This window comes from Pseudomonas sp. WS 5021, from assembly GCF_012985535.1.
In the GTDB taxonomy this organism is placed as follows: domain Bacteria; phylum Pseudomonadota; class Gammaproteobacteria; order Pseudomonadales; family Pseudomonadaceae; genus Aquipseudomonas.
In genome coordinates, this window is the sequence record NZ_JAAQWP010000010.1 from 103,553 (window position 1) to 125,996 (window position 22,444).

The 22,444-nt window shown below is 62.3% G+C and carries 20 protein-coding genes; 10 read left to right on the plus strand and 10 right to left on the minus strand.

Going from position 1 to position 22,444, the window contains the following annotated elements; genetic code table 11:
* Positions 1-296: 296 nt before the first annotated feature.
* Positions 297-725 (minus strand): TOBE domain-containing protein, encoded by a 429-nt coding sequence (locus HBO19_RS25280; RefSeq protein ID WP_170058521.1) that lies wholly within the window; start codon positions 723-725, stop codon positions 297-299.
* Positions 726-819: 94 nt separating this feature from the next.
* Positions 820-1,173: a gamma-glutamylcyclotransferase family protein gene (locus tag HBO19_RS25285; RefSeq protein ID WP_169955100.1), complete on the minus strand. Its 354-nt coding sequence runs from the start codon at positions 1,171-1,173 to the stop codon at positions 820-822.
* A gap of 116 nt (positions 1,174-1,289) precedes the next feature.
* On the opposite strand from HBO19_RS25285, the gene HBO19_RS25290 reads away from it, so the two are divergent.
* Positions 1,290-1,943: a TetR/AcrR family transcriptional regulator gene (locus tag HBO19_RS25290; RefSeq protein WP_170058522.1), complete on the plus strand. Its 654-nt coding sequence runs from the start codon at positions 1,290-1,292 to the stop codon at positions 1,941-1,943.
* Here HBO19_RS25290 and HBO19_RS25295 read toward each other — a convergent pair.
* Positions 1,937-2,236, minus strand: coding sequence for a hypothetical protein (locus tag HBO19_RS25295; RefSeq protein WP_169955102.1), 300 nt, complete (start codon positions 2,234-2,236; stop codon positions 1,937-1,939). The genes HBO19_RS25290 and HBO19_RS25295 overlap by 7 nt on opposite strands.
* Before the next feature lie 189 nt (positions 2,237-2,425).
* Between HBO19_RS25295 and HBO19_RS25300 the strand changes: the two genes are divergently transcribed.
* The 4 genes from HBO19_RS25300 to dapF are packed head-to-tail and all read left to right on the plus strand — an operon-like array spanning position 2,426 to position 6,965.
* Positions 2,426-3,769, plus strand: a complete 1,344-nt coding sequence (locus tag HBO19_RS25300; protein ID WP_170058523.1) for a gluconate:H+ symporter — start codon at positions 2,426-2,428, stop codon at positions 3,767-3,769.
* 26 nt (positions 3,770-3,795) lie between these two features.
* Positions 3,796-5,151, plus strand: coding sequence for a D-serine ammonia-lyase (locus tag HBO19_RS25305; protein ID WP_170058524.1), 1,356 nt, complete (start codon positions 3,796-3,798; stop codon positions 5,149-5,151).
* Positions 5,152-5,184: 33 nt separating this feature from the next.
* Positions 5,185-6,120: a DNA-binding transcriptional regulator DsdC gene (gene dsdC, locus HBO19_RS25310; RefSeq protein ID WP_169955105.1), complete on the plus strand. Its 936-nt coding sequence runs from the start codon at positions 5,185-5,187 to the stop codon at positions 6,118-6,120.
* A gap of 44 nt (positions 6,121-6,164) precedes the next feature.
* Entirely contained in the window at positions 6,165-6,965 is an 801-nt protein-coding gene (gene dapF, locus HBO19_RS25315; protein WP_170058525.1) for a diaminopimelate epimerase, read from the plus strand.
* On the opposite strand, the gene HBO19_RS25320 is transcribed toward dapF, so the two are convergent.
* The 3 genes from HBO19_RS25320 to HBO19_RS25330 form a co-directional block, all read right to left on the minus strand.
* On the minus strand, positions 6,962-9,370 hold the full coding sequence (locus tag HBO19_RS25320) for a TonB-dependent siderophore receptor (protein WP_170058526.1): 2,409 nt from the start codon (positions 9,368-9,370) through the stop codon (positions 6,962-6,964). The genes dapF and HBO19_RS25320 overlap by 4 nt on opposite strands.
* A 104-nt stretch (positions 9,371-9,474) precedes the next feature.
* Positions 9,475-10,437 carry a DUF4880 domain-containing protein gene (locus HBO19_RS25325; protein WP_346266513.1) on the minus strand — a complete coding sequence of 321 codons (963 nt, stop codon included), beginning with the start codon at positions 10,435-10,437 and terminating at the stop codon, positions 9,475-9,477.
* A 2-nt stretch (positions 10,438-10,439) separates the two neighbouring features.
* The gene (locus tag HBO19_RS25330; RefSeq protein ID WP_057440199.1) at positions 10,440-10,949 is read right to left on the minus strand and encodes a sigma-70 family RNA polymerase sigma factor; all 510 of its coding nucleotides are present in this window, start codon (positions 10,947-10,949) and stop codon (positions 10,440-10,442) included.
* A gap of 157 nt (positions 10,950-11,106) precedes the next feature.
* Here HBO19_RS25330 and HBO19_RS25335 point away from each other — a divergent pair, with 157 nt between their 5' ends.
* On the plus strand, positions 11,107-11,610 hold the full coding sequence (locus tag HBO19_RS25335) for a hypothetical protein (protein ID WP_170058528.1): 504 nt from the start codon (positions 11,107-11,109) through the stop codon (positions 11,608-11,610).
* Here the strand turns inward: HBO19_RS25335 and HBO19_RS25340 are convergent.
* The 3 genes from HBO19_RS25340 to HBO19_RS25350 all read right to left on the minus strand — a co-directional run bounded on the left by HBO19_RS25340 (position 11,607) and on the right by HBO19_RS25350 (position 14,914).
* Positions 11,607-12,809, minus strand: coding sequence for a benzoate/H(+) symporter BenE family transporter (locus tag HBO19_RS25340; RefSeq protein WP_170058529.1), 1,203 nt, complete (start codon positions 12,807-12,809; stop codon positions 11,607-11,609). The two genes, HBO19_RS25335 and HBO19_RS25340, sit on opposite strands and share 4 nt — an antisense overlap.
* Before the next feature lie 53 nt (positions 12,810-12,862).
* Positions 12,863-14,365 carry a PLP-dependent aminotransferase family protein gene (locus HBO19_RS25345; RefSeq protein ID WP_170058530.1) on the minus strand — a complete coding sequence of 501 codons (1,503 nt, stop codon included), beginning with the start codon at positions 14,363-14,365 and terminating at the stop codon, positions 12,863-12,865.
* A 90-nt stretch (positions 14,366-14,455) separates the two neighbouring features.
* Positions 14,456-14,914, minus strand: coding sequence for a GNAT family N-acetyltransferase (locus tag HBO19_RS25350; RefSeq protein ID WP_169955112.1), 459 nt, complete (start codon positions 14,912-14,914; stop codon positions 14,456-14,458).
* Positions 14,915-15,109: 195 nt separating this feature from the next.
* Here HBO19_RS25350 and HBO19_RS25355 point away from each other — a divergent pair, with 195 nt between their 5' ends.
* Positions 15,110-16,525 carry a glycosyltransferase family 39 protein gene (locus HBO19_RS25355; RefSeq protein WP_170058531.1) on the plus strand — a complete coding sequence of 472 codons (1,416 nt, stop codon included), beginning with the start codon at positions 15,110-15,112 and terminating at the stop codon, positions 16,523-16,525.
* Positions 16,526-16,528: 3 nt separating this feature from the next.
* On the opposite strand, the gene HBO19_RS25360 is transcribed toward HBO19_RS25355, so the two are convergent.
* Positions 16,529-17,683: an OprD family porin gene (locus tag HBO19_RS25360; RefSeq protein WP_262381132.1), complete on the minus strand. Its 1,155-nt coding sequence runs from the start codon at positions 17,681-17,683 to the stop codon at positions 16,529-16,531.
* 241 nt (positions 17,684-17,924) lie between these two features.
* On the opposite strand from HBO19_RS25360, the gene HBO19_RS25365 reads away from it, so the two are divergent.
* The 3 genes from HBO19_RS25365 to HBO19_RS25375 all read left to right on the plus strand — a co-directional run bounded on the left by HBO19_RS25365 (position 17,925) and on the right by HBO19_RS25375 (position 22,297).
* Positions 17,925-18,818 carry a LysR family transcriptional regulator gene (locus HBO19_RS25365; RefSeq protein ID WP_170058532.1) on the plus strand — a complete coding sequence of 298 codons (894 nt, stop codon included), beginning with the start codon at positions 17,925-17,927 and terminating at the stop codon, positions 18,816-18,818.
* A gap of 199 nt (positions 18,819-19,017) precedes the next feature.
* Positions 19,018-20,457 carry a Na+/H+ antiporter NhaC family protein gene (locus tag HBO19_RS25370; protein WP_169955116.1) on the plus strand — a complete coding sequence of 480 codons (1,440 nt, stop codon included), beginning with the start codon at positions 19,018-19,020 and terminating at the stop codon, positions 20,455-20,457.
* Positions 20,458-20,476: 19 nt separating this feature from the next.
* The gene (locus tag HBO19_RS25375) at positions 20,477-22,297 is read left to right on the plus strand and encodes a CocE/NonD family hydrolase (RefSeq protein ID WP_170058545.1); all 1,821 of its coding nucleotides are present in this window, start codon (positions 20,477-20,479) and stop codon (positions 22,295-22,297) included.
* Positions 22,298-22,444: the final 147 nt, after the last annotated feature.

Consider the following 22,444-nt stretch of genomic DNA (forward strand, 5'->3'; position numbering starts at 1 on the left):
CAAGTCTAACACCTGAGGGTACCCATCCGGAGCGTGCACTTTAGGTTATGAGGGCTCCACTTTTGGGCGGCTTTGCCAGTGCTAATAGCTAGCCATACGCAGTTTCACTACCAACCGTGGTTACAAGACTGATCGCACACAAGTGATCTCGTGGAATGTAATACTCCAGCCAAAATTAAAACTTAAAGACTCAACTCAACTTACGCCGGCCCACCACTTCATCATCTAAAGACGCCCAAGAACGTCTTTTTTTCACCCCACAATTAATCCTATCCCCCCCCCCCCCAAAAAAAACCTCAACCCCGCACCCCCAAAATAATATGCGAAGCCTTAATCACCGCAGTAGCACCAACGCCCGGCATCAGCCCCAGCTCTGCAACGGCATCGCGGGTGACGATGGAGTAGACCTTCGACCCTCCTGCCAGCTCGATAACTACTTCAGCGTTGACCGCACCATCGTTGACGCTCAACACCTTGCCTTCCAGGCAGTTGCGCGCCGACAGGCGAATGTCGCTGGATTCGGTCATCAGCATCACCCACGGTGCCTTGATCAGGGCGACTGCGTCTTTACCCACCGCAATTCCGAGGTTGCGGATGCTTTCCATGGTCACCACGGCAACCAGTTGCTCGCCGCCCGGTAGGGTCAATACCACTTCGGCGTTGACGGCCCCTGCCTGGACCTGGCTGACACGGCCGTTGAATACGTTGCGTGCACTGACTTTCATGAGAGAGGCCTTTTTTGACTTTTCAGTTAAGAATTCCAGCCATCATTACGCTTAGCGCTGTGTAAAGACAACGACAGCGATTCGCGCAGCAGGCTCAAGCCCGTACATACACCCAGGCCCGGCTGCCCGATTTGAGGGCCACGCTGACTCGTTTGTAGTCCGCCACCTCGTAGGCATCGGCGGCAATCAGTTCCTGCTGGGTAATCTCGAAAACAGTGCCGGCGATTTCATCCTGCAGGTTGGCGCTCTCCTGCACGATGGGATGATGGGTTTTCCCACTAGCGGCCAACACCGCGGGGTCGGTGATTTCGACCAGTTGTTGCGTGTAACCGGGCAGCGTATCGGGGCGGCCCTTCAATTCGCGGCCAAAATTGGACAGCTGCACGGCCTTGTCCTGCAAGGTGCCGTAGGAAAACAACAGAACCGCTTGCTCGATGTCATGTGTCATGGGGTGTCCTTGGGTAAGTCTTCATAAAACCTGCCGCTGTTAGAAAGCGCAGGTCATTCGCTATGTAGTTTTGTATATTGCGATATTCGTCAATGATACAGCCATGAGCCCTCATCATGACCACCTCTAGCGCGCAAGACGGTGCCGAGCGTTGCCGCACCCGTGAGCATCATCAACGTGTGATCCTGCAGGCTGCCTGCGAGGAATTCGCCGCCACAGGCTTCGACGCGACCCAGACCCGCACCATCGCCGCACGCGCCGGGGTCCCTAAGGCAAACCTCTATTACTACTTCCACAGTAAAGAAAACCTGTACGCCCAGGTGCTGCTCAGCTTTGTAGAGCCCCTGCTCCAGGCGTCTGCAGAACTGCGCGCCAGCGACGATCCGGTGGTGGCACTACAGGCCTATGTCCATGCCAGGATTCGCATCCTTGAGCAAAACCCGCTGACCTCGAAGGTCTTCAGCCACGAACTGCTACTTGGAGGCAAGCAACTCCCGGATGAATGCAGGGACCTGCTCCAGGCCGAGGTGCGGCGTAATGTCGAATGCCTGCGCAACTGGATCGACCGTGGCCTGCTCGGCCCTTTTGATCCGGAACACTTGATGCTGTTCATCTGGTCGGCAACGCGGACCTACACCAACCTCGGCTGGCAGATGTCGTTGATTACCGGCAAGCCAACACCCGACGACGCCAACTATGCGTGCGCGGCCGCGACTATTACGCGAATGGTGCTGCGCGGGGTAATCCCCGGTACACCGCCAGGTTACTGACCGCCCTCTTCACAAACAGCCTTCAACCCCAAGACGGTGGTCGGCGTGCTGCCAATATGCGTCTGCGTGGCAACCACCATATTGGCCCCGGTATCACCTTCCAGATGATATGGCTTGCCATCACAGGCCTTGGCGGCCTTTTGGTTGATGTTTTCCAACAAGCCTTCGCGGGAGTTAAAGATGCTGCCGTGGCTGGTGATCATGTATTGGCCGGGAGCGATTTCATTGACGCCGGTGAAGGTGCAACCCGTCAGGGCCAGGGCAATACATCCGGTTAACAGTAATGCTTTCAAGTGCTCGAACTCCTGTAAGGGCCTGACGATTGCGCAGGCGCCGCGCATTGTCGAGCAATCGCCAGCCCCTGGCCATAAGTGAACAGGCTTCAACTAGCGCCTGACGAATCATCGTTTGTCCCCGCCATAGGCCTGAAATCTAATCCCTCGCAAACAACTAACAATAACTGCGATGGAGCAGACCCACCCATGTCCCCTACCTTTTCTCTATTGATCCTCGGCGCGTCAATCCTGTTGATCGTCATGCTGATCGGTAAATGTCGCGTCCATCCATTCCTCGCCCTGATCGCCGCCAGCCTGCTGGTGGGGGTCGGCACGGGCATGACTCCCACCGCGATTGTCTCGGCATTTGAGAAGGGCATGGGCAGCACGCTCGGCTTTCTCGCCGGCATCATTGGGTTGGGCAGTATTCTCGGCAAGTTGCTGGAAGAGTCTGGCGGCGCCAAGCGCATTGCGACCACGCTGCTACGGCTGCTGGGTGAGCAGAACGCCGCGTGGGCGATGATGCTGGTGGGCTTTATTGCCGGGATTCCGGTGTTCTTCGAGGTGGGATTTGTGCTGCTGATCCCGCTGATTTATGTGGTTGCCCGTCAGACCCGGATCAACCTGCTGTACCTGGGCGTGCCGCTAGCGACCTCGCTGATGGTGGTGCACTGCATCCTGCCGCCGCACCCTGCCGCCACGGCCATTACCGGCATGCTCAATGCCGATATCGGCAAGGTGATTCTGTACGGGCTGATCGTCGGGTTGCCGACCGCCGTGATCGCCGGGCCGATCTGGGTCAAGCTGACCTGCGCGCGGCAGGCCCCGGCCGGCCAGGCGCAGTTCCTGGCCGAGCGCGGCGAAGGGAACATCGACGACAGCCAATCCCCCAGCTTCGCGATCGCGATGATCACCGTGCTGTTGCCCTTGGCGCTGATGGTGGGCAAAACCCTGGCCACCCCCTTGCTGGCCAAAGGCTCGATGGCGTTTGAGTGGGTATCTTTTATAGGCAACCCGCTGATTGCGCTCGTACTGTCGATTTGCTTTGCCTACTGGTCCCTGGGCCTCCGCCGTGGGCTGGACATGGGCGACCTGCTTGACCTGACCCACCGCTGCTTCCCGCCACTGGCCGGCATTTTGCTGGTGATCGGTGCAGGTGGGGCGTTCAACGACATGCTGGTCGGCAGCGGCATCGGCAAAGTCCTGGCGGACGTGCTGGGCCAGTCCAACATCAACCCGATCCTCCTGGCGTGGCTGATCGCCGGGCTGATGCACTTCGCCGTGGGCTCGGCCACCGTCGCCATGATCAGCACCGCCGGCATGGTGCTGCCGATCCTCGGACAGAACCCGCAATACAGCCCCGAGATCCTGGTGATCGCCATCGGTGCCGGCGCCATCGGCTGGACCCACGTGACCGACTCGGCGTTCTGGGTCGTAAAAGAGTACCTGGGGATTTCCCTCTCCGAGGCCCTCAAGAAATTCACCGGCGCCACCGTGCTCGCCTCGGTAGCGGCCCTGGTCTTTACCCTGATTCTTTCCCGGTTTGTGTGATGAACCCCACCCCAAAGGCAGTTCCCATGATTCAAGGCAAAACCCTAGACGCCTGGTATGCAAGTCATCCCGTTATCCAGCAACTGGTCGCGCTTGAGCCGGTCAGTTGGTTCAACCCCGCGATCGCCCCGGCCGCTGTAGGGCTGGGGGATGTCGGCCTGACCCTGGACGATGTACAAGACGCCAGCGCGCGCCTGCTTCGCTTCGCGCCCTATCTCGCCAAGGTGTTCCCGGAGACGGCGGCGGCGGGCGGCATCATCGAGTCCGCGATCCAGCCGCTGAAGGCCATGCAGCACGCGCTGTTGAGCGAGGCCGCCCTCCCCGACAGCGGCGCGCTGTGGCTGAAAAAAGACAGCGACCTGCCGATCTCCGGCTCGATCAAGGCCCGTGGCGGTATCCATGAAGTGCTCAAGCACGCCGAAGACCTGGCCCTGCAGGCAGGCCTGATCACCCTCGACGACAACTACGCAGCCTTGGCCAGCGAGCGCGCACTGGCGTTTTTCAGCCATTACAAAATCGCCGTGGGCTCCACCGGCAACCTGGGCCTGTCCATCGGCATCATCAGCGCCAAGCTGGGTTTCCAGGCGACGGTGCACATGTCCTCCGATGCCCGCCAATGGAAGAAGGACAAACTGCGCGCCAGCGGCGTGACGGTGGTGGAATACGCCTCTGACTACAGCGTTGCCGTGGAAAACGGCCGCCTGCAGGCGCAAAACGATCCGGCCTGCTATTTCATCGACGATGAAAACTCGCCCCACCTGTTCCTCGGCTATGCCGTGGCCGCCGAGCGCCTGGCCCGGCAATTCGACGTGGCGGGCGTGCGGGTAGACGCCGAGCACCCGCTGTTCGTGTATCTGCCCTGCGGTGTTGGCGGCGGCCCTGGTGGCGTGGCGTTTGGCTTGAAGCTGGCGTTTGGCGATGCGGTGCATTGTGTGTTTGCCGAGCCGACCCACTCCCCATGCATGCTGCTCGGCGTGTACAGCGGGCTGCACGACCAGGTGAGCGTGCAGGACTTCGGCATCGACAACGTCACCGCGGCTGACGGCCTGGCAGTGGGCCGCCCCTCCGGCTTCGTCGGCAAGGCGATGCAGCGCCTGATCGATGGCTACTACACCGTCACCGACGAAGAGCTCTACCGCCTGATGTTCCTCGCCCACGACCTTGAAGGGGTAAAACTCGAACCTTCGGCCCTGGCCGGCGCGCCAGGCATTGTGCGGGTACTCAAGGACGCGCAGTATTTGCAGCGCATTGGCGTCGGTGCCGCACAACTGGCCAACGCCACGCACTTGATCTGGGGTACCGGCGGCAGCATGGTACCTGCGCAGGAGTACGCGACTTATCTGGATAAGGGGCGTGCTCTGCAAACGACAATCCACCGCTGATCGCCGGCGGCTGACGCGAAGAGGGATACCCACATGGCAGTACTTGGCCTGAGCAAAGCGCCCAAGCTCAACGGCGCCCACCTGTCCAACCTGCATACGTTCCTGGTCGCCGCCCGCCACCTCAGCTTCGCCCGCGCCGCCGACGAACTGTGCCTGACCGCCAGTGCGGTCAGTCACCGCATAGCGCGCCTGGAAGAAGAACTGTCGCTCAAGCTGTTCCATCGCTTGCCGCGCAAGGTCGACCTGACCGATGACGGCGAGCGCATTTTCAAGGTCATGCAGCACACCATGGACACCCTGTCCGAGGCCGTGCAGGAGCGTTCCGATACGCAGATCGAAGGCCAGCTGTGCTTCTACGCCAGGCCTTCCGTCGCGCAATGCTGGCTGGTGCCAAGGCTGGCCGATTTCACCGCCCGCTACCCCGGGATTCAACTGGATGTGCGGGTCGGCAACGAACCGATCGACTATCGCACCCGGCGCATTGACCTGGTGCTGTGCTACTCCAACGGCGAGCATCCGGGCCTGGCAAGCCTGCGCCTGATGCCCGAGCGGATTGCCCCGGTGTGCAGCCCGCAATATGCCCAGGCCCATGGCCTGATGGGGCACCCGGAACGCTTGGCACAGTGCACGGTGCTGCACGATGTGGCGGCATGGGACAACATTTCATTCGATGCAGAATGGCGTTTATGGCTGGATGCGGTGGGCGACAGCAGCCCATTGCCAAGCCGCTTCATGACCTTTGACCGCTCCGACTTGAGCACCCTCGCGGCAATCAACCACGCGGGCGTCGCCATCGGCCGCGAGCAACTGGTGCGCAAGCGCGTGCAGGATGGCGAGTTGGTACTGCCGTTCGGCGGGTTCAGCGAGGCGGTCAATTACGGTTACTACCTGGTCCACCCCGCCCACGAAACCCTGCCCAGACGGCTCAAGGCGCTGATCGACTGGCTGGTCGAGCAAGCGGACAATTGACGCCTCTACCCGCGCGCAAATCACGCTGACCTCAGGACTTCGCCATGCCGCTGAACTTTCACAAGATGCACGCCAATGGCGATGATTTTGTCGTTGTCGACGCACGCAACGCCACCAACCCTATCACCAGCGCCCTGGCCAAGCGCATGGGGGATCGCCACCGTGGGGTTGGCTTCAACCAACTGGCGGTGATGCTCGATTGCGACGATGCACAGGCGCGGGTGGAGTTCTGGAATGCCGATGGTTCTGCGCTGGATACCTGTGGCAGCGCCACGCGAGGGGTTGCCCAGCGCTTGATGCGCGAATCCAACAGCACCTCGGTGATACTGCGAACCAACCGTGGCCTGCTTACCTGCGAACAAACCAGCAGCGGCGCGATTACCGTGAGCATGGGCGAACCGCTGCTCGGCTGGTCGCAGATCCCCTTGGCCACGGCCATGGATAGCCTACGGCTGCCACTGGCCGGAGAGCCCACCGCATGCAGCATGGGTAATCCGCACTGCACCTATTTTGTCGATGATCTGGCGAACATTGACATCGCGGCCGTCGGCTCGTTGATTGAAACCAACCCGCTGTTTCCCGCGCGCACGAATGTGCATTTCGTCAAAGTCATCAACCGCCGGCATATCCGGCTGCGCATTTGGGAGCGCGGTGGTGGCGTGCCGTTGGGGTCTGGCTCGTGCTCGTGTGGTGCGGCGATCAATGGGATACGTCGGGGGCTGCTGGACGATTGCGTTGAGGTTGAATGTGATGGGGGCAGCGTCACGGTGCAATGGCGTGGCACCGGCCCGGTGATGCTTACCGGGCCGGTTGAATGGGTGTTTTCAGGGACGTTTGCGGCCTAGAAATCCCAGCGCGTAGTCACCATCACATTGCGCGGGTCGCCGTAATACGCCGAGTCATAGAAGCCGATGTTGGTGTAGTACGCCTTGTCGAACAGGTTGTTGACGTTGAGCGTGGCCGACAGGTTTTCCGTCAGTTGATAACGGGCCATCAGGTCCACCAGCCAGTACGGGTCCTGGGTGAATTTTTCGCTCTGGCGCGTGCCGGGGTTGTTGACGTTTTGCCAACCGGCAGCCTGCCAACGCGCGCCACCGCCCAGGGTGAGTTTGTCCAGGCGGCCCTGGAGTTTGTAGCTGGTGTAGAAACTCAGTTGATCTTCCGGCTCCCAGGTGGCGACCTTTTTCTTGTCGGCATCGCGGGCGATCTTGTGGGTGTAGCCGGCCTGTAGCTGCCAGCCGGGGCTCAGTTCACCGGAGATTTCCGCTTCGTAGCCCTTGGTCTCGGTTTTAGTGCCGATGTAGGAGTAGTCCACGCCCGGCTGGGAGTTGTAGGCCGTATCAGCAACCGGGCGATTTTTTTCGTGGACCTCGAAGTAAGCCAGGCTGGCGTTCAGGCGCCCGTCGAAGAACTCACTCTTGAGGCCCAGTTCGTAGTTCTTGCCTTCGTTGGGATCAAGCATGGTGCGCGTACGGTCGCGATACTGGGTTTGTGGCTGGAAGATTTCGGTGTAGCTGGCGTAGGCCGTGAAGTTGTCGTTGAGGTCGTAGGTCAGGCCGGCATAGGGCACGACCTTGCCGCTTTCCCGGGTGTCGCTGGTGCCCGTGACCTGGTAGTTGGCGATGCGCGTGCCCAGCAGCAAGTGCAGGTCATCCATCAGGCTGAAGCGCCCGGTGATGTAGCTGCCGGTCTGGCGCGTGGTTTCGTCGCTGATCCTGGTCGGTTGGTTCCACAGCGGCTCGATGGCTTCGCCGTGCCACTTGTAGAAGTCGTAGGAGTTGTCGAAATAGGTCGCGCTGCCGTAGTCCTTGCCCTTCCATTTGGAGATGGACAACGACTGGCCCACCACCAGTTGATGCTCACGACCAAACAACTCAAACGGCCCGGACGCGTACACATCGACGCTGTCACTGGTGGTCTCGCCGGTGTATTTACGCGCAAAGATCGAGCTGGCGGTCAGGGAGTCCTGGGAGATGTAGCCCAGGGGCGCGTTGTAGCCGTTGATCTGATGGTTGTACTGGCCCTTGGTCACCCAGCCATTGTCGAAGGTGTGTTCCAAGGTGGCGAACAGGGTGCGGGTGTACTGCTCCCAACTGCTCCACTTCGGCCCGTTGTTGAACGAGCGCGGCAGGTCCAGTTTGTTGCCGGCCGGGTCGAAGATGGTCCGCGTACCGGTCCAGCTGGAGCCTTTCGGGTCGCTGTCCTGATAGTCGGCGCCCAGGGTCAGCAGGGTGTCGGGATCAAGGTCGAATTCAAGGATGCCGTAGTAAACGCCGGTCTTGCGCGAATAGTGGTCGAGGAACGATTTTTTATCCTGGTACGCCGCCACCGCCCGGCCGCGTACGTTGCCGGTTTCGGTCAACGGGCCGCTGACGTCGATCTGCGAGCGGTAGTTGTCCCAGGAGCCGGCGCCCAGTTCGATGCTGCTCTTGAACTCCGAGGTCGGCTTCTTGCGAATCAGGTTGATGGTACCGCCCGGGCCGCCCGCGCCGGTGAGCAGGCCGGTGGCGCCCTTGAGCACTTCGACGCGGTCATACAGGGCCATGTCGGTCAGGGTCTGCCCCGCCGAGTACTGGGCGTCGCGCAGGGTGGGGATGCCGTCGTACTGGAAGTTGACGATGGAAAAACCACGGGAATAGTAGTTGGTGCGCTCGGTGTCGTAGGTCGACACGGTGATGCCGGGCGTGTGGCGCATCACGTCGTCGATGGCATTGAGGCCGAAGTCATCCATCACCTGGCGCGTGACCACCGAGATCGATTGCGGCGTTTCCCGTGGGGTGAGCACCATCCGCGTGGCGGTGGCAATCGTGCCCGGGGTGTAGGAGCCAGTGCCTTCGGTGATCGAGCCCAACTGGTTGGCGCTGATCTGCGTGGCCTGCAATTGCACTTGCCCGTCTGCGACGGCCCGCGCCACCACGCGATAGCTGCCCTGCTCATACTCGGCCTGCAGGCCCAGCGGTGCCAGCAGGCGCTCAAGCCCCTCGGCCAGGGCAAAACTGCCGTGCAAGCCCTGGCTGTGCACACCCTTGGCCAGCGCCGAATCGATGGCGATCATCACGCCCGCCTGATTGCCGAAAGCACCCAGCACGCGGTCCAGGCTGCCGGCAGCAATGTCGTAGGACTGGCGCGGGGCCTGTTCGGTAGCCGGTTGTGCAGTGGCGGCCATGGCGCCGTGGCTGGCCGTGGCCACGGTTAAACCAACGATTATGGCGCGCAGGGCGCTGGCAAGCGGAGTGACGCGGCTGTGCATAAAGACTGTCCTGTGGTGAAAGGTTGGGGGCGCTCTTATTCAGCGTCTTCCCTGTCTTGATGCACGAGATGGCAAATACTGCCGGCCCCATGGAATTTTTTTACCTAGGCCGCCACCACCGTCGCCAGGTAGCCGAAGACCCGCTGCACGCGCACCGGCAGCACCTTGGCCAGCAGGTCGAGGCTGGCATCAGGGCGGTCGAGGGAGAACGAACCCGAGACTTGCAGACCGGCAACCGCCGGGTCACAGCGCAACACCCCGCGCCGGTAACGGTTGAGCTGATCGACCACCTGGGCCAGCGGCATGCGCTCGGCAATCAGCAAGCCACGGCTCCAGGCATCGGCGGCGGGCGCAAGGGGTTGTGCCGGGCCGCTTTGGCGGTTGTCGAAGGCCAACTGCTGGCCGGCGCCGATCGACACCCGGCCACCTTGCTGCGGTTCGATCCAGACATGGCCTGCGAGCACTTGCACCAGGGTCCCGCGCTGGCCTGGCAGATCCTGGCTGATGATCAGCCGCGACAGCGCCACCGGCCGCACCCAGCCATGGGCGGTCTTGACGCCGACGAAGGTGTCCGCCGCCGTCGCCAATAGCAAGCGTCCCTGGTTCAGGGCCAATTGCGGGCCGCGCACATCCACCGCCGTCTGGGTGTCCAGTTGCACCGCGCCAGCGCCGGCCAACTGCAAGGGCCGCCGCTCGCCGGTGGTGGTGCGGTAGTCACTGAACAACTGCGGCAACACCACGCGCTCGCGCACACCCAGGCCCATGGCCGCCGCCATCCCCAGGCCGGCGAAACCCTTGAGCAGCGTGCGCCGCGAGGTCAGGCTGCGCGCCCGCAACAACTGGCGGGCGGCGGGCGCCGGCAGGGCAACGGTGCTGCTACGCAGGTCGCGGCTCAAGCCGGTCAAGCGCTGCCAGGCCAGTTCATGCTGGGGATTTGCATTGCGCCAGGCTGCACACGCGCGTTGCTCGGCGGCGCCGCTGACGCCCGATTGCAGGGTGACCATCCACATCAGCGCCTGGTCCAGCACGTATTCATCCAACAATTGATCGTCGGTTGGCTGGAACATCGTCATGCCTGGTACACCGCCAGGTAACAATGCCGATAGGCCTTGAGCATGGCCTTTTGCACAACATTCACGGTCAGGCCCAGTTGCTCGGCGATCTGTGGATAAGTCAGGCCGTCCAACTGCGACAGCAGGAAAATCTCCCGCACCTTGCTCCCCAACCCGTCCAGCACCTGCCCGACCGCATCCAGTGCTTCAAGTACCAACAAGCGGGTCTCCGGCGACGGCGCGTGTTCCGGCTCGAGGATCAACAGGGATTGTTCGTACGCACGCTCCAGGGCCTGGCGGCGAAAATACTGGCCGCACAGGCGGCTGGCGACCGTGGTGAGATAAGCCCGCGGCTCACGCAACAGCGGCAAGGGCCCACTGCTGAGGATGCGCACGAAGGTATCCTGAGCCAGGTCCAGTGCCTGCTCCTGCCCACCCAGCTTGCGCCGCAGCAACTGCACCACCCAGCCGTGATGCTGGGCGTAGAGTTCACCCACAGCACGGTGGGAGGAAGAGGATGAGGCCATCGAGGTGATTTCCGGACTGGCAGCTGACGGGAGGCGCGTATGATAATACTTCTCATTAGAGACAAGTAGAAGTTTATACTCCCTGCTGTTTTATCCGACCCAAACACAGTGCCTGTCGCGTTTACCCCTTTGCTTCACTGCATGGAAGCCATTTGAATTGAGAAGACCGCTGACCTCTACACGCCTGCTCGTCGGCCTGGGCGTAGTACTTTTCGTGGCAACCATCGGGTTATGGGTGTTCTGGCTCGACCGCATCGTGTACTTCAATACGTTGAGCGTGATGATCTGCCTGGTGACATCGCCCCTATTGGCTGCGGTGGCATTTGTGCTGGGGGTGCGGCGCAGGAGTCCGCGCCTCAGATTTACAATAATGGACTCGTTGCAAGAGGCGATCTCGCTGCTCGCCGTTATCGCCGTGGCCGAATTTTTCGTGTTGTCATTGCTTGTGTTTTTTTCAAGCACAAGGCCGGGCGCCTACATCGCCAGCTACGAATACACCTCCAGCGGCAAGGGCTGTAGCGGGTTAAAGGTCTACGATCGAGAACTCGAAAAACGTATAAGAATCTGCCACCCGGATGCGCTTCGGGCGGGTGGCAAGGTCAGGGTCGAAAAGCTCAGCGGCCCGTTGGGTATCGCGGTGAAACGCGCCGAACTCCTTTAGCCCGCCGCGCGCGTCTGAACCCCGCGCCCACCGTGAATCACCCCATGCACCAACAACCCCGCCACCAGCCCCCAGAACGCGCCGCCAATCCCCAGCAGCGTGACATTGGCCGCCGTCGCCAAAAAGGTGATCAACGCGGTTTCCCGGGTGCGTGTATCGGCCATGGCATTGGCCAGGCTTGAACCGATGGCCCCGAGCAGCGCCAGGCCCGCCAAAGTGGTGATAAACGCGCGTGGCAGGACCATGAACAAGGTCGCCAGCGTCACGCCAAACACCCCGACCAGGATGTACAGCGCCCCACACACCAACCCGGCGATGTAGCGTTTGGACGGATCCTGATGGGTATCGCGCCCGGTGCAGATCGCCGCCGTGATCGCTGCGACGTTGAATGCATGGGCGCCGAACGGCGCCATCAGCAAAGAACCCAGGCCGGTGATAGTGATGATCGGGTTGGCGCTGGTCTTGAACCCGTCGTTGCGCAGCACCAGCATGCCGGGGATGTATTGCCCGGTCAGGGTAATCACGAACAGCGGCAAGGCCACGCCAAAAAACGCCGCGATGGAAAAGTGCGGCATTTCAAACACCGGGGCGGCCAGTTGCAGCTCCAGGCTGTGCAGGTCAAGCCGCTGTTGGGCGAGCAGCAACCCCAGGCCAATCAACAGAACTCCGACCATCGCATAACGTGAAGTGAAACGGCGCAGCACCGCGTAGGACACCACCAGGACAATCACCAGCAGCGGGTCCGCGTTGGCCCCGCCAAACGCCGCCACACCAAATTGCAGGAGGATCCCCGCCAGCAAACCCGCAGCAATGCCACCGGGGATCAGCCGCACCAAGCGCTCGAACGCACCGCTCAGGCCCAGCACGATAAAACCGATGGCGCACATCACATAGGCACCGATCACTTCGGCATACGGCGTAAACGCCATGACCGTCGCCAGAAAGGCCACCCCCGGCGTCGACCACGCCGTGATGATCGGCTCGCGATAGCGGTAGCTCAACCACGCACCGGTCACGCCCACGCCAATACTCACCGACCAGACCCAGGACGCGGTTTGCGCCGCGCTCAGTTGCGCCAGGTGCGCGGCCTGGAACACCAGGACAAAGGTCCCGGCGTAATTGACGATGACGGAAATCAGCGCGCTGATGCTCGGTGACAGGTAGTCGGCAAGGCGCAGGCGTGGGGCGGGTCGGTTCATGGCGCATTCCTTTGGTTGAGGCCGCAAAGGCTAACAAGCACCGGACCGCCCGTTCAGTCCACTTCCCGACCTTGCACCAGACCACCCTTGAGCACCTTGGCCAATTGCCGGCTGGCGCTGTCGATTTCACCGGGCGTCAGCGCCGAGAACCCCAGCAGCCAGCCGCCCCTTGCCGGCGGCTGGGCGTAGAGCCGCGTGAGGCCAGGCAGTTGGATACCCACCCGCGCCGCCTGGCGAATCGTCTCCAGCTCCGACCATCCCTCATGCAGCACGCAAGGCAATTGCAAGCCCCCGGGCGGCAAGCTGGCGGTGACCACATGGCTCAAGTGGCGCCCGACCGCCTCGGCCATGGCATCACGTCGCTCGCCGTAGACTTTGCGCATCGCGCGGATATGGCTGCCGAAATGCCCGTCGCTCATAAAGCGCGCCAGGGTCAACTGGGCGATTTGCGGAGTGTGGCCGTCGAGGATGCTGCGGGCGTAAGTCATGGGCTTGACCAACTCCCGGGGCAGCACCATAAAGCCCATGCGCAAGCCGGGGTACAGGGATTTGCTGAAGGTGCCGAGGTACAGCGTGCGCTGGTAACTATCCAGGCCTTGTACACAGGCGGTCGGCAGGCCTTCGTAGTGAAACTGGCTGTCGTAGTCGTCCTCGATGATCCAGCCTTGGCGCTGCTCGGCCCAGGCGATCAGGTCCAGGCGCCGTTCCAGCGCGAGGGTGGCGCCAGTGGGGTATTGATGGGACGGCGTGACATACACGGCATTGGCGCCACTGCGGTCGGCGCGCAAGGCGTCGATACACAGGCCTTTGGCGTCCACCGCCACCGGCACCACCTTGAGCTGGGCCATTTCAAACGCCTTGCGGGCGCCGAAGTAACCGGGGTCTTCCATCAGGATCGGCCGGCCTTCATCCACCAGCACCTGCGCGCACAAATACAGGGCCTGGCGCGTACTCGACAGCACCAGCACCTGATCCGGTGTAACCCGCGCGCCGCGCTCCAGGTTCAGGTAGTCGGCGATGGCCTGGCGCAGGGGTTCGGCGCCTTGCGGGTCGCCGTGCAACAGCAGGTTCGGGCGATAATCCTTCAATGCCTGGCGGTGCAGGCGCTCCCAGATGCCCACGGGAAAGGTGCGCGTTTCCGGCAGCCCCGTGGCAAACGCCTTGACCACTTGCTGGTCGGTAACGCCGCCGCTGGCGAGGATCTGCGCGCCCCTGGCACTCAGCGCCGCCGCCTGGTTCGCCATCACTGGCTGGCGCTTGCGCGTCCCCAGCAGGCTCGGCCCGATTTTCTCGGAGACAAAACTGCCCGAGCCTTCGCGCCGACACAGGTAACCGTCCAATTGCAGTTGGACGTAGGCCATTTCCACGGTATCCCGGGAGATGCCCAGTGACTTGCACAGCGTGCGCGTGGCGGGCAAACGGCTGCCGGGCGCGAGGATGCCCTCGAGGATCAACTGGCGCAGCACCCGTTGCACCCGCACCCGCAAATCCAGCGAGGCCAGCTTGGGGTCCGTCAGGCGGATCTTCAGCGTGTCCAGTTCCAGGTTGTGGGTCATTGACTTGGCCAAGGGCTAAAAAACCATGCATCTTTGTGCGAAGCCGCCGATATGTCCACGAGCAATATCGGCGAGCGTTGCGGGCGGGCGCTACAGGGCCATCCGATACTCGATGCAGCCCGAGTCTTCGGCGATCCAGTTGTAGAGTTTCTGCGCACGTTTATTGGTCTGCTGGGTATGCCAGTACAACCGGGCGCAGCCGTGGTGTTGCGCATAGCGCTGGACCCATTCGATCAACAGCTTGCCGGTGCCGCCGCCGCGCACGGTGGGGGCCACGTACAGGTCTTCGAGGTAGCAGAAATCAGCGACCGCCCAGGTCGAACGATGCAACAGCGCATGCACCAGCCCGACCAACTCATCGCCCTGTACCGCCACGGCGCAGGCCATGGCTTCATCGGCATCGAGCAAGCGACTGAAGGCGGTGCGGGTAGTGGTCTCATCCAGGGTGACTTGATAAAAGTCCTGGTAGGCCAGCCACAGTTGCAGCCATTGCTCATAGTCTTCGGGTTGCAAGGCTCTCACCACGATTGCCTGTGGATCGTTACTCATCGCGTTCTCCTATCGGGAAGCCCGCTCCAGTGTGGATCGGGACCTGGCAATGGTAGGTTTCCCTGGCGGCGGCGAACCGACCACTTCAAGGCTACTTGGCAGGCCAATCCACAACAGGTTCTGCGTTCACAATTTGTTAAGGATTGCCTTCGTATACTCCAACACTACCCCCTCTAGCATCCGGTAACCCACCCCATGACACGCCCTGCCCCGCTGTTGCTGCTGCTTGCCGGTCTGCTGTTCTTCGTGGCCCTGGGTAATCATGAGTTGCAAGGCTCCACCGAAGCCCGGGTGGCCGGGATTGCCATGGCCATGCACCTGGATAATGACTGGGTGGTGCCGCGCCTGTTCGCTGAGCCGTTCCTGGAAAAACCACCCCTGAGCCTATGGCTGGATGCCGGGGCGATTCGCCTGTTTGGCGCCAGCACCGGCGCGGTACGACTGGCCTCGGCGTTTGCCGGGTTGTTCAGTGTGATGCTGCTGTACGGCATGCTGCGCCGCTTCGGACGGCCCAAGCCCCTGGCGTTTGGCGCCGCGCTGGTGCTGGCGACCATGGCCAGTTACTGGAGCAACGTGCGCGGCGTAGGTGAGGATGCGCTGCTCAGCCTCGGCGTGACCCTGGCCCTGCTGGCGTTCTACCAGGCCACCCGCGCGGAATCCCAGCCCGGTGCCAATATCGGCACATGGCTGCTGTTTACCTTGGGGATGACCATCGCCACCTTGAGCAAAGGCGTGCTGGGCCTGGCGATGCCGGGCATTGTGATTTTTGCCTACCTGGCCTGCACCAGCCTGTTGGACAAGCGTGTGCGACCGGGCCAATGGCTGCGGCCCGGCATGTACACCCTACTGGCGCTGGTGCCGTTGTTGATCTGGCTGGGGTTTCTGTATCAACGGGGTGGGATGCAGGCGGTCGGTGAGGTGTTGTGGACCAACAGTGTCGGACGTTTCAGCGGCTCCTTCGTCGAAGCCGGGCATTACGAGCCGATCTACTACTACCTCGCAAAATTGCCCGAAGCCTTTTTGCCGTGGAATATCCTGGTGTACCTGGGCCTGTGGCACTTTCGCAAAAGCCTGGCGAGCAATCGTTACCGGCTGTTTTTCAGCCTGTGGCTGGTGGCGCAATTTACCCTGCTGACCTTCGCCTCCAGCAAACGCATCGTGTATCTGATGGCCCTGACCCCGGCGGCGGCGGTCCTCGCGGCCGAATATGGCGCGGTTCTGCTCAGCCGCGTGCCCGCCTATCGCCGTGGCTTGATCAGCGGCGTGTTTGCCGTGGTGATTGCCGGCTACCTGGGCGCTGCTATCTGGTATGCGCCCAAGGCCGACCGGCGAGAATCCTTCGTGCCGCTGACCCGCCAAATCCAGGAATTACAAGCCCAGGGCCACACGGTGGTGCTGTACCAGCCCAACGAGCGTGTGGCCGGCGCCAGCGTGTTTTACACCCAGAGCAACTTGCCGATCCTGCAGACGGAGGCACAACTGCGCACCTATCTCGATGCCAGGCCGGGCAACGTGGCGTTGCTGGACCGTATCGAGCAACTGACGACTCCGGTCACCGCTCTCAAGCAGATCACCGTGGGCAGCCGGCCCTACTCGTTTGTCGAACAGTAAGGCCTACCAGAGCGCCAGATCGTACGTCAGGTAGACCCGGTAGTTATCGCGGTCACTGGCATAGGTGGAACGGTAGGTGGCCTTGCGCAACTCCACGCCCAGGCCTTTGAGGGTGCTGTCCTGGATCACATAGCGCAGGTGGGTGTCGGACTCCCACTCGCGCGCTTCGCGGCCCTTGAAGTCGCCGTTCTGGCCCTTGTAGTAACGGGTCATGAAGCTCAGGCCCGGCAGCACGGCGGCGAAGTCATAGTCATAGCGCAGCATCCAGGTTTGCTCACCGGCCTGGATGAACTTGCCGACCCCAGCATTGCTGAACGAGTACACCGTCGACACGCTGGCATAGGGCAGCGCGGTATCGCCGCTGACTTTCTGGTAGCCCACGCCCAGTGCCTGCGGCCCCAGGCGATAGGTGAACAGGCCGCTGAACATGTCGCTGTCGACCTTGCCGTTGCGCGCCTTGCCGGCTTCATTGCTGATGAAGTAGCGCAAATCACTGGTCAGGCTGCCCGGGCCCAACGGCTGCTTATGCACCAGGCCGAGGAATTGCTGGCGATAGAATTCGCGCATTTCCCCGTAGTACCAGGTGCCACTGAGCGTAGGCGTGAAGGCATAGGTGGCGCCGGCGAAATCGAAGTCGCTGCCTTTTTTGCCGCTGTAGCCCTGTGGATAAATATCCACGCTGTCGGTGGAGTTACGCAGCTTGAATTGATCCAGGTGCCCGCTGTGCAGGTACAGGTTGCGGATGCCCGTGTATTCGACCTGGGTGCCGCGAAATGTCTGGGGCAGCAGGCGCCCATCGTTGTGCACCAGCACCGGGATCTTGGGCAACAGGGTGCCGGTTTTCACCACGGCCGCGCCGATGCGCATTTTTGCGGTCACGCCGAGGCTGGAGAATTCATTGGCGGCGCGCCCATCATCATGGACCGGCAACAAACCGGTGCCCGCATGGGTGCGGCTGGAGTCGAGCTTGATCCCCGACAGCCCCTGGGCATCCAGGCCAAACCCCACGGTGCCTTCGGTGTAGCCCGACTGCAGGTTGAGCAGAAAGCCTTGCGCCCACTCCTTGCGGTCCTCGCCACCGTCGCGATAACCGTCGTTGAAATAGTAATTGCGCAGGCTCAGCTTGCCCTGGGAATCCTCCCAGAACCCCTGGGCCATCAGCGCCGGCGACAGACTCGCCAGCAAGCCGGCGGTAACTACGCCGCCTCTCGTGAAAAGCTCACGCATCAGTGTTTCCTCAATGCCGTATTGTCGATTTTTATGGGCAGTTGCTCCGTGTGCCAGGCTGGACGCCAGGTCACATTGGGGCGGACACTAACGGCTTGCCGAACGCCCCACAACGTTATGCGAGAAGCGCATGACGCTATGCGCAAAGCCGCCCTTCGACAGGAAATCCACGGTGAACCTCAAGCAACTCGAAGCCTTCAAGGCGATCATGTCCACCGGCTCGACCATCGGCGCGGCCACGCGCATGGGCTTGTCGCAGTCTGCAGTCAGCCGCCTGTTGAGCCAGTTGGAGGACGCCCTGGGGTTTGCCCTGTTCCTGCGCAAAAAGGGCCGCCTGATGGCCACGCCAGAGGCCGAGGAGTTGCTCACCGAGGTCGCCGGCCTGGTGGACGGCATGCAGCGGATCCAGCGTCTGGCCGACGAAATGCGCGTCGGCCGCTCGCGCAAAAGCCTGCTCAAGGTCGGCGTCCCCACCAGCATGACCCAGCAATTGTTGCCGCGGATTGTCGCGGACTTTCTCAAGGACCATGACGACACCGTGGTCGAACTGCTGACCGGCTCCTACGACATGATCGAACGCGCCGTACTGGACCGCTCCGCCGACCTGGGCTTTGTGCGCCTGCCCACCGAGATTCCCGACTTCGATATCGAGCCGGTGCTGCACACCGAAGGCGTGTGCGTGATGCCAGCCGATCACCCGTTGAGTCGCCAAGAGTTCATCGAGGTGCAGCATCTGCGCAACGTGCCGCTGGTGATGCTGGGCCGGCAACGGGCGGTGCGTACCGAGTTGAACCAGATGTTCCGCGCCGCCAACCTGACGCCCCAGGTGCGGGTCGAGGTGCACTCGGTGGGCGCCGCCTGCAGCTTTGTCGCCGAAGGCCTGGGGGTGTCGATCGTCAATGGTTTGCTGGCCAGCCACTTCATGCATCTGCCGATTGTCAGCCGGCCGTTTCGCCCGGCGTTGCCCTATGAATTTGGCCTGGCATTTCGTGCCGACGAGCCACGCTCACAGTTGGTAACGGCCTTCGCCGACCACCTCAAAAGCCGCCTCGCCACCCCACTGTAGGAGCCGGTTTGCCGGCGATGACAGCCGCGCCAACACCATAGCCTCCCAGCCGAACCGCTCAATTTGTGTGTAAAACGCATACCCCAACCCGCCCCACGCATAACGTTGTGGGCCTGCGCGCTTTGCCCTAGTGTCCGCCCACCACAACAATAACAGCGCACTCACCCCGCCCAGACGGGGTCGCGCCGGGGCCGCCAGCATGACCGAACCGCAGATCCTCCGTACCCCGCCGCCCACCGAGGCGGCCGCAGACAAACCCGTGCAACGCAAGCAAATCAACCCGGCGATCATTCTGCTGAGTATCGTCCTGCTCGCCGTCGCCTTCACCTATGCGGTGAATGCCGGCAAGTTCCAGCGCCACAATGGCCTGGTGGTGCCGGGCTCGTACCAGGTGCTGGAAAAGCAGGACTCCTTCAGCCAACTGTTCTCCCTGGAACCACGCAAGGCCGGCGACACAACCGCGCGCCCGGTGTCGTTGGTGGAAGGCTTCATGGCCATCCCCCAAGGCATCGAAAAGCGTGCGGCGCTGATTTTCATGGTGCTGTTCATCGGCGGCATGTTCGGCGTGCTGAACAAGGCCGGGGTAATCGACGCCGGGCTGGAGCGCCTGCTGGGCCTGACGCGGGGCAATATCTACGTGCTGGTGCCGAGCCTGATGCTGGTGTTTTCCGCCGGCAGCACCTTCATGGGGCTGGCCAAGGAGTTCATCCTGATCGTGCCGTTGATGGTGGCCATGGCTAACCGCCTGGGGCTGTCGAACCTGATTGGCCTGGCCATCGTCACCATCTCGGTGAAGATCGGCTACCTGGCGTCCATCTCCAACCCGGTGGCGTTGTCCGTGGCCCAGCCGATGGTCGGCCTGCCGATCTTCAGCGGCTTGAGCATGCGCGTCGCCGCTTACTGCACCTTCCTGCTGGTGGGTATCGCGTTTGTGCTGTGGAGCATTCGCAAGCACGGCTTTGATGCCAGCGCGCAGATCACCTTTGAAAGCAAACCCCTGCCGATTCGCCACCTGCTGAACCTGCTGGTGCTGGGCGGCGGAATCGGCTTCCTGGTGTATGCCTCGAACCGCTGGGGCTGGAAATACCATGAACTGTCGGCGTTCTACCTGCTGCTGACCGTGGCCTTTACGGTGATCGCCGGCCTGGCTGCCAGCACTGCCGCCAGCGCGTTTGTCGATGGCATGAAAAAGGTGCTGATCGCCGGCGTATTGATCGGCCTGGCGACCGCCGTGGAAATCATCCTCAGCACCGGCCAGGTGCTGGACACCATCGTCAACAGCCTGGCCAACCTGGTGGGCGACCACGGGCCGGTGGTCTCGGCCTACGGCATGTTCTTCGCGCAACTGGGGCTGGACGTGCTGATCCCGTCCACCTCAGGCCAGGCGGCGGTGACGATGCCGATCTTCGGGCCGCTGGGCCAGTTGTCCGGGGTCAGCCCGCAAACCACGGTGTTTGCCTTTTTGATGGGCAACGGCCTGACCAACATGATCACCCCGACCTCCAGCGGCCTGCTGGTGCTGCTGGCCACCGCCAACGTCGGCTGGGGCCAATGGGCGCGCTACATCCTGCCGCTGTTCCTGATCTACGCGGTGCTGGCGATGGTGCTGTTGGCCATTGCCGTGCAAACCGGATATTGAGCCGATGAGTGTTTTACCTATGCAAACCCTGCACAACCAGATGATCGCCATGCGCGATGGCATCCACCTGGCCACCGATATCTACCTGCCGGCGGGCGGCGAAGGGCCGTATCCGGTGGTGATCGAACGTACGCCCTATGACAAGCGCAAACCGTCGCGCTCGGAAAAACAGCTCGACGGCCAGCACATCTCCCGCGAGCAGATGGCGGCGCGTTTTACCGCCCAGGGGTTTGTCGCGATATTCCAGGATTGCCGCGGGCGCTACGCCTCCGAAGGGGTGTTCACCAAATACACCGCCGAGGGCGAAGACGGCTTCGACACCCTGGCCTGGATCGTTCGCCAGCCATGGTGCAACGGCAAGATCGGCAGCATGGGCCTGTCCTACGCGGCCCACACCCAGCTGGCGATGGCCTGCCTGCACCCGCCGGGCCTGAGCAGCATGGTGCTCGACAGCGGCGGCTTCGCCAACGCCTACCAATGCGGGATTCGCCAGGGCGGTGCGTTTGAACTCAAGCAGGCTACCTGGGCCTTTCGCCAGGCCAAGGAAAGCCCGCTAGCCCTGGCCGACCCGCAAGTACGCCAGGCGCTGGAAGACGAGGACATCCATGAGTGGTTCCGCCGCATGCCCTGGCAGGCGGGCCAATCACCGTTGCGCCATGTGCCCGAGTACGAAGCCTATCTGCTGGAGCAGTGGGCCCAGGGCACTTTCGGCCCCTACTGGCAGAAGTCGGGAATTTATGCCGAAGGTCATTACGCGGACTTGCCGGATATTCCCGTGTTGTTCATGTCCAGTTGGTATGACGCTTATGTCAGCTCGACCCTGGCCAACTACGCCGCGTTCACCCGCGCCAACCGTGCACCGCAACAGTTGATCATGGGGCCGTGGTTGCACGGTGACCGCAATATCAGCCATAGCGGCGATGTGGAGTTCGGCGCCCAGGCCGCGTTTGACGGCCAGGTGGCGCAAGATTGGTTGAGTTGCCGCCTGCAATGGTTCGAGCAGTCCCTCAAGCCTGGGACGCAGCCACCGCAGGCCCAGGTGCAGGTGTTCCTGATGGGCGGCGGCAGCGGCTTGCCGGATGAAAAGGGGCGCCTGCAACACGGCGGCCGCTGGTTGCAGGCAGAGCAATGGCCGCTGCCCGGCACCCAGGCGCTGACCTTGTACCTGGATGAACAACGGCAATTGACCGAGGTTGCGCCCAGCGCTGACGAGGCCGTCCTGGGTTACTACGCCGACCCGGCCAACCCGGTGCCGACCGTGGGCGGCGCACTGACATCCGGTGCGCCGATCTTCGTCGGTGGCGCCTTCGACCAGCGTGAGCGCGCGGACTTTTTTGGCACCCATGGTGACAATCGCCCCCTGTGCGAGCGCGACGATGTGCTGAGCTTTGAGACCGCGCCCCTGACCGAAGACCTGATCGTCGCCGGCACGGTGCAGATCGAGCTATGGATCGACAGCGACGCGCCGGACACCGACTTCACCGCCAAGCTGGTGGATGTCTACCCGCCGAGCGCCGCTTACCCGCAAGGCTTTGCGATGAACATCACCGACGGCATCCGCCGCTGCCGTTATCGCGACGCGTGGGAGCAGCCCAAACCGCTGACACCCGGCGAGCGGGTGAAAGTGAACATCGAGCCATTTGCCACCTGCAACCTGTTCAAGCAGGGCCATCGCCTGCGCCTGGACATTTCCAGTAGCAATTTCCCGCGCTTCGACGTCAACCCCAACAGCGGCGAAGCCGAGGGCCAGGCCCACGACCCGCGCATTGCCCACAATCGCATCCACCTCAGCCGGGATGCCGCATCGTGTCTGGTCCTGAGCATCCTGCCCAACGGGTGAAGAGCGCCTACATCGGGAGTAATGACCGCTCATCCGCCAATCCCACATTGGCTAAAAAACCGTTTCAGCTCTCGCCCTGCCTGCCGATATCTCCTGACTATCCATCGGCTGGGCGATCTTCCAGCAACTGATGTACACGCAATCTGT

Bases quoted from the DNA above. Each gene is read 5' to 3' on its own strand.
- HBO19_RS25280 (WP_170058521.1), bottom strand. From the start codon at position 725: ATGAAAGTCAGTGCACGCAACGTATTCAACGGCCGTGTCAGCCAGGTC.
- HBO19_RS25285 (WP_169955100.1), bottom strand. From the start codon at position 1,173: ATGACACATGACATCGAGCAAGCGGTTCTGTTGTTTTCCTACGGCACC.
- HBO19_RS25290 (WP_170058522.1), top strand. From the start codon at position 1,290: ATGACCACCTCTAGCGCGCAAGACGGTGCCGAGCGTTGCCGCACCCGT.
- HBO19_RS25300 (WP_170058523.1), top strand. From the start codon at position 2,426: ATGTCCCCTACCTTTTCTCTATTGATCCTCGGCGCGTCAATCCTGTTG.
- HBO19_RS25305 (WP_170058524.1), top strand. From the start codon at position 3,796: ATGATTCAAGGCAAAACCCTAGACGCCTGGTATGCAAGTCATCCCGTT.
- dsdC (WP_169955105.1), top strand. From the start codon at position 5,185: ATGGCAGTACTTGGCCTGAGCAAAGCGCCCAAGCTCAACGGCGCCCAC.
- dapF (WP_170058525.1), top strand. From the start codon at position 6,165: ATGCCGCTGAACTTTCACAAGATGCACGCCAATGGCGATGATTTTGTC.
- HBO19_RS25320 (WP_170058526.1), bottom strand. From the start codon at position 9,370: ATGCACAGCCGCGTCACTCCGCTTGCCAGCGCCCTGCGCGCCATAATC.
- HBO19_RS25325 (WP_346266513.1), bottom strand. From the start codon at position 10,437: ATGTTCCAGCCAACCGACGATCAATTGTTGGATGAATACGTGCTGGAC.
- HBO19_RS25330 (WP_057440199.1), bottom strand. From the start codon at position 10,949: ATGGCCTCATCCTCTTCCTCCCACCGTGCTGTGGGTGAACTCTACGCC.
- HBO19_RS25340 (WP_170058529.1), bottom strand. From the start codon at position 12,809: ATGAACCGACCCGCCCCACGCCTGCGCCTTGCCGACTACCTGTCACCG.
- HBO19_RS25345 (WP_170058530.1), bottom strand. From the start codon at position 14,365: ATGACCCACAACCTGGAACTGGACACGCTGAAGATCCGCCTGACGGAC.
- HBO19_RS25350 (WP_169955112.1), bottom strand. From the start codon at position 14,914: ATGAGTAACGATCCACAGGCAATCGTGGTGAGAGCCTTGCAACCCGAA.
- HBO19_RS25355 (WP_170058531.1), top strand. From the start codon at position 15,110: ATGACACGCCCTGCCCCGCTGTTGCTGCTGCTTGCCGGTCTGCTGTTC.
- HBO19_RS25360 (WP_262381132.1), bottom strand. From the start codon at position 17,683: ATGGCCCAGGGGTTCTGGGAGGATTCCCAGGGCAAGCTGAGCCTGCGC.
- HBO19_RS25370 (WP_169955116.1), top strand. From the start codon at position 19,018: ATGACCGAACCGCAGATCCTCCGTACCCCGCCGCCCACCGAGGCGGCC.
- HBO19_RS25375 (WP_170058545.1), top strand. From the start codon at position 20,477: ATGCAAACCCTGCACAACCAGATGATCGCCATGCGCGATGGCATCCAC.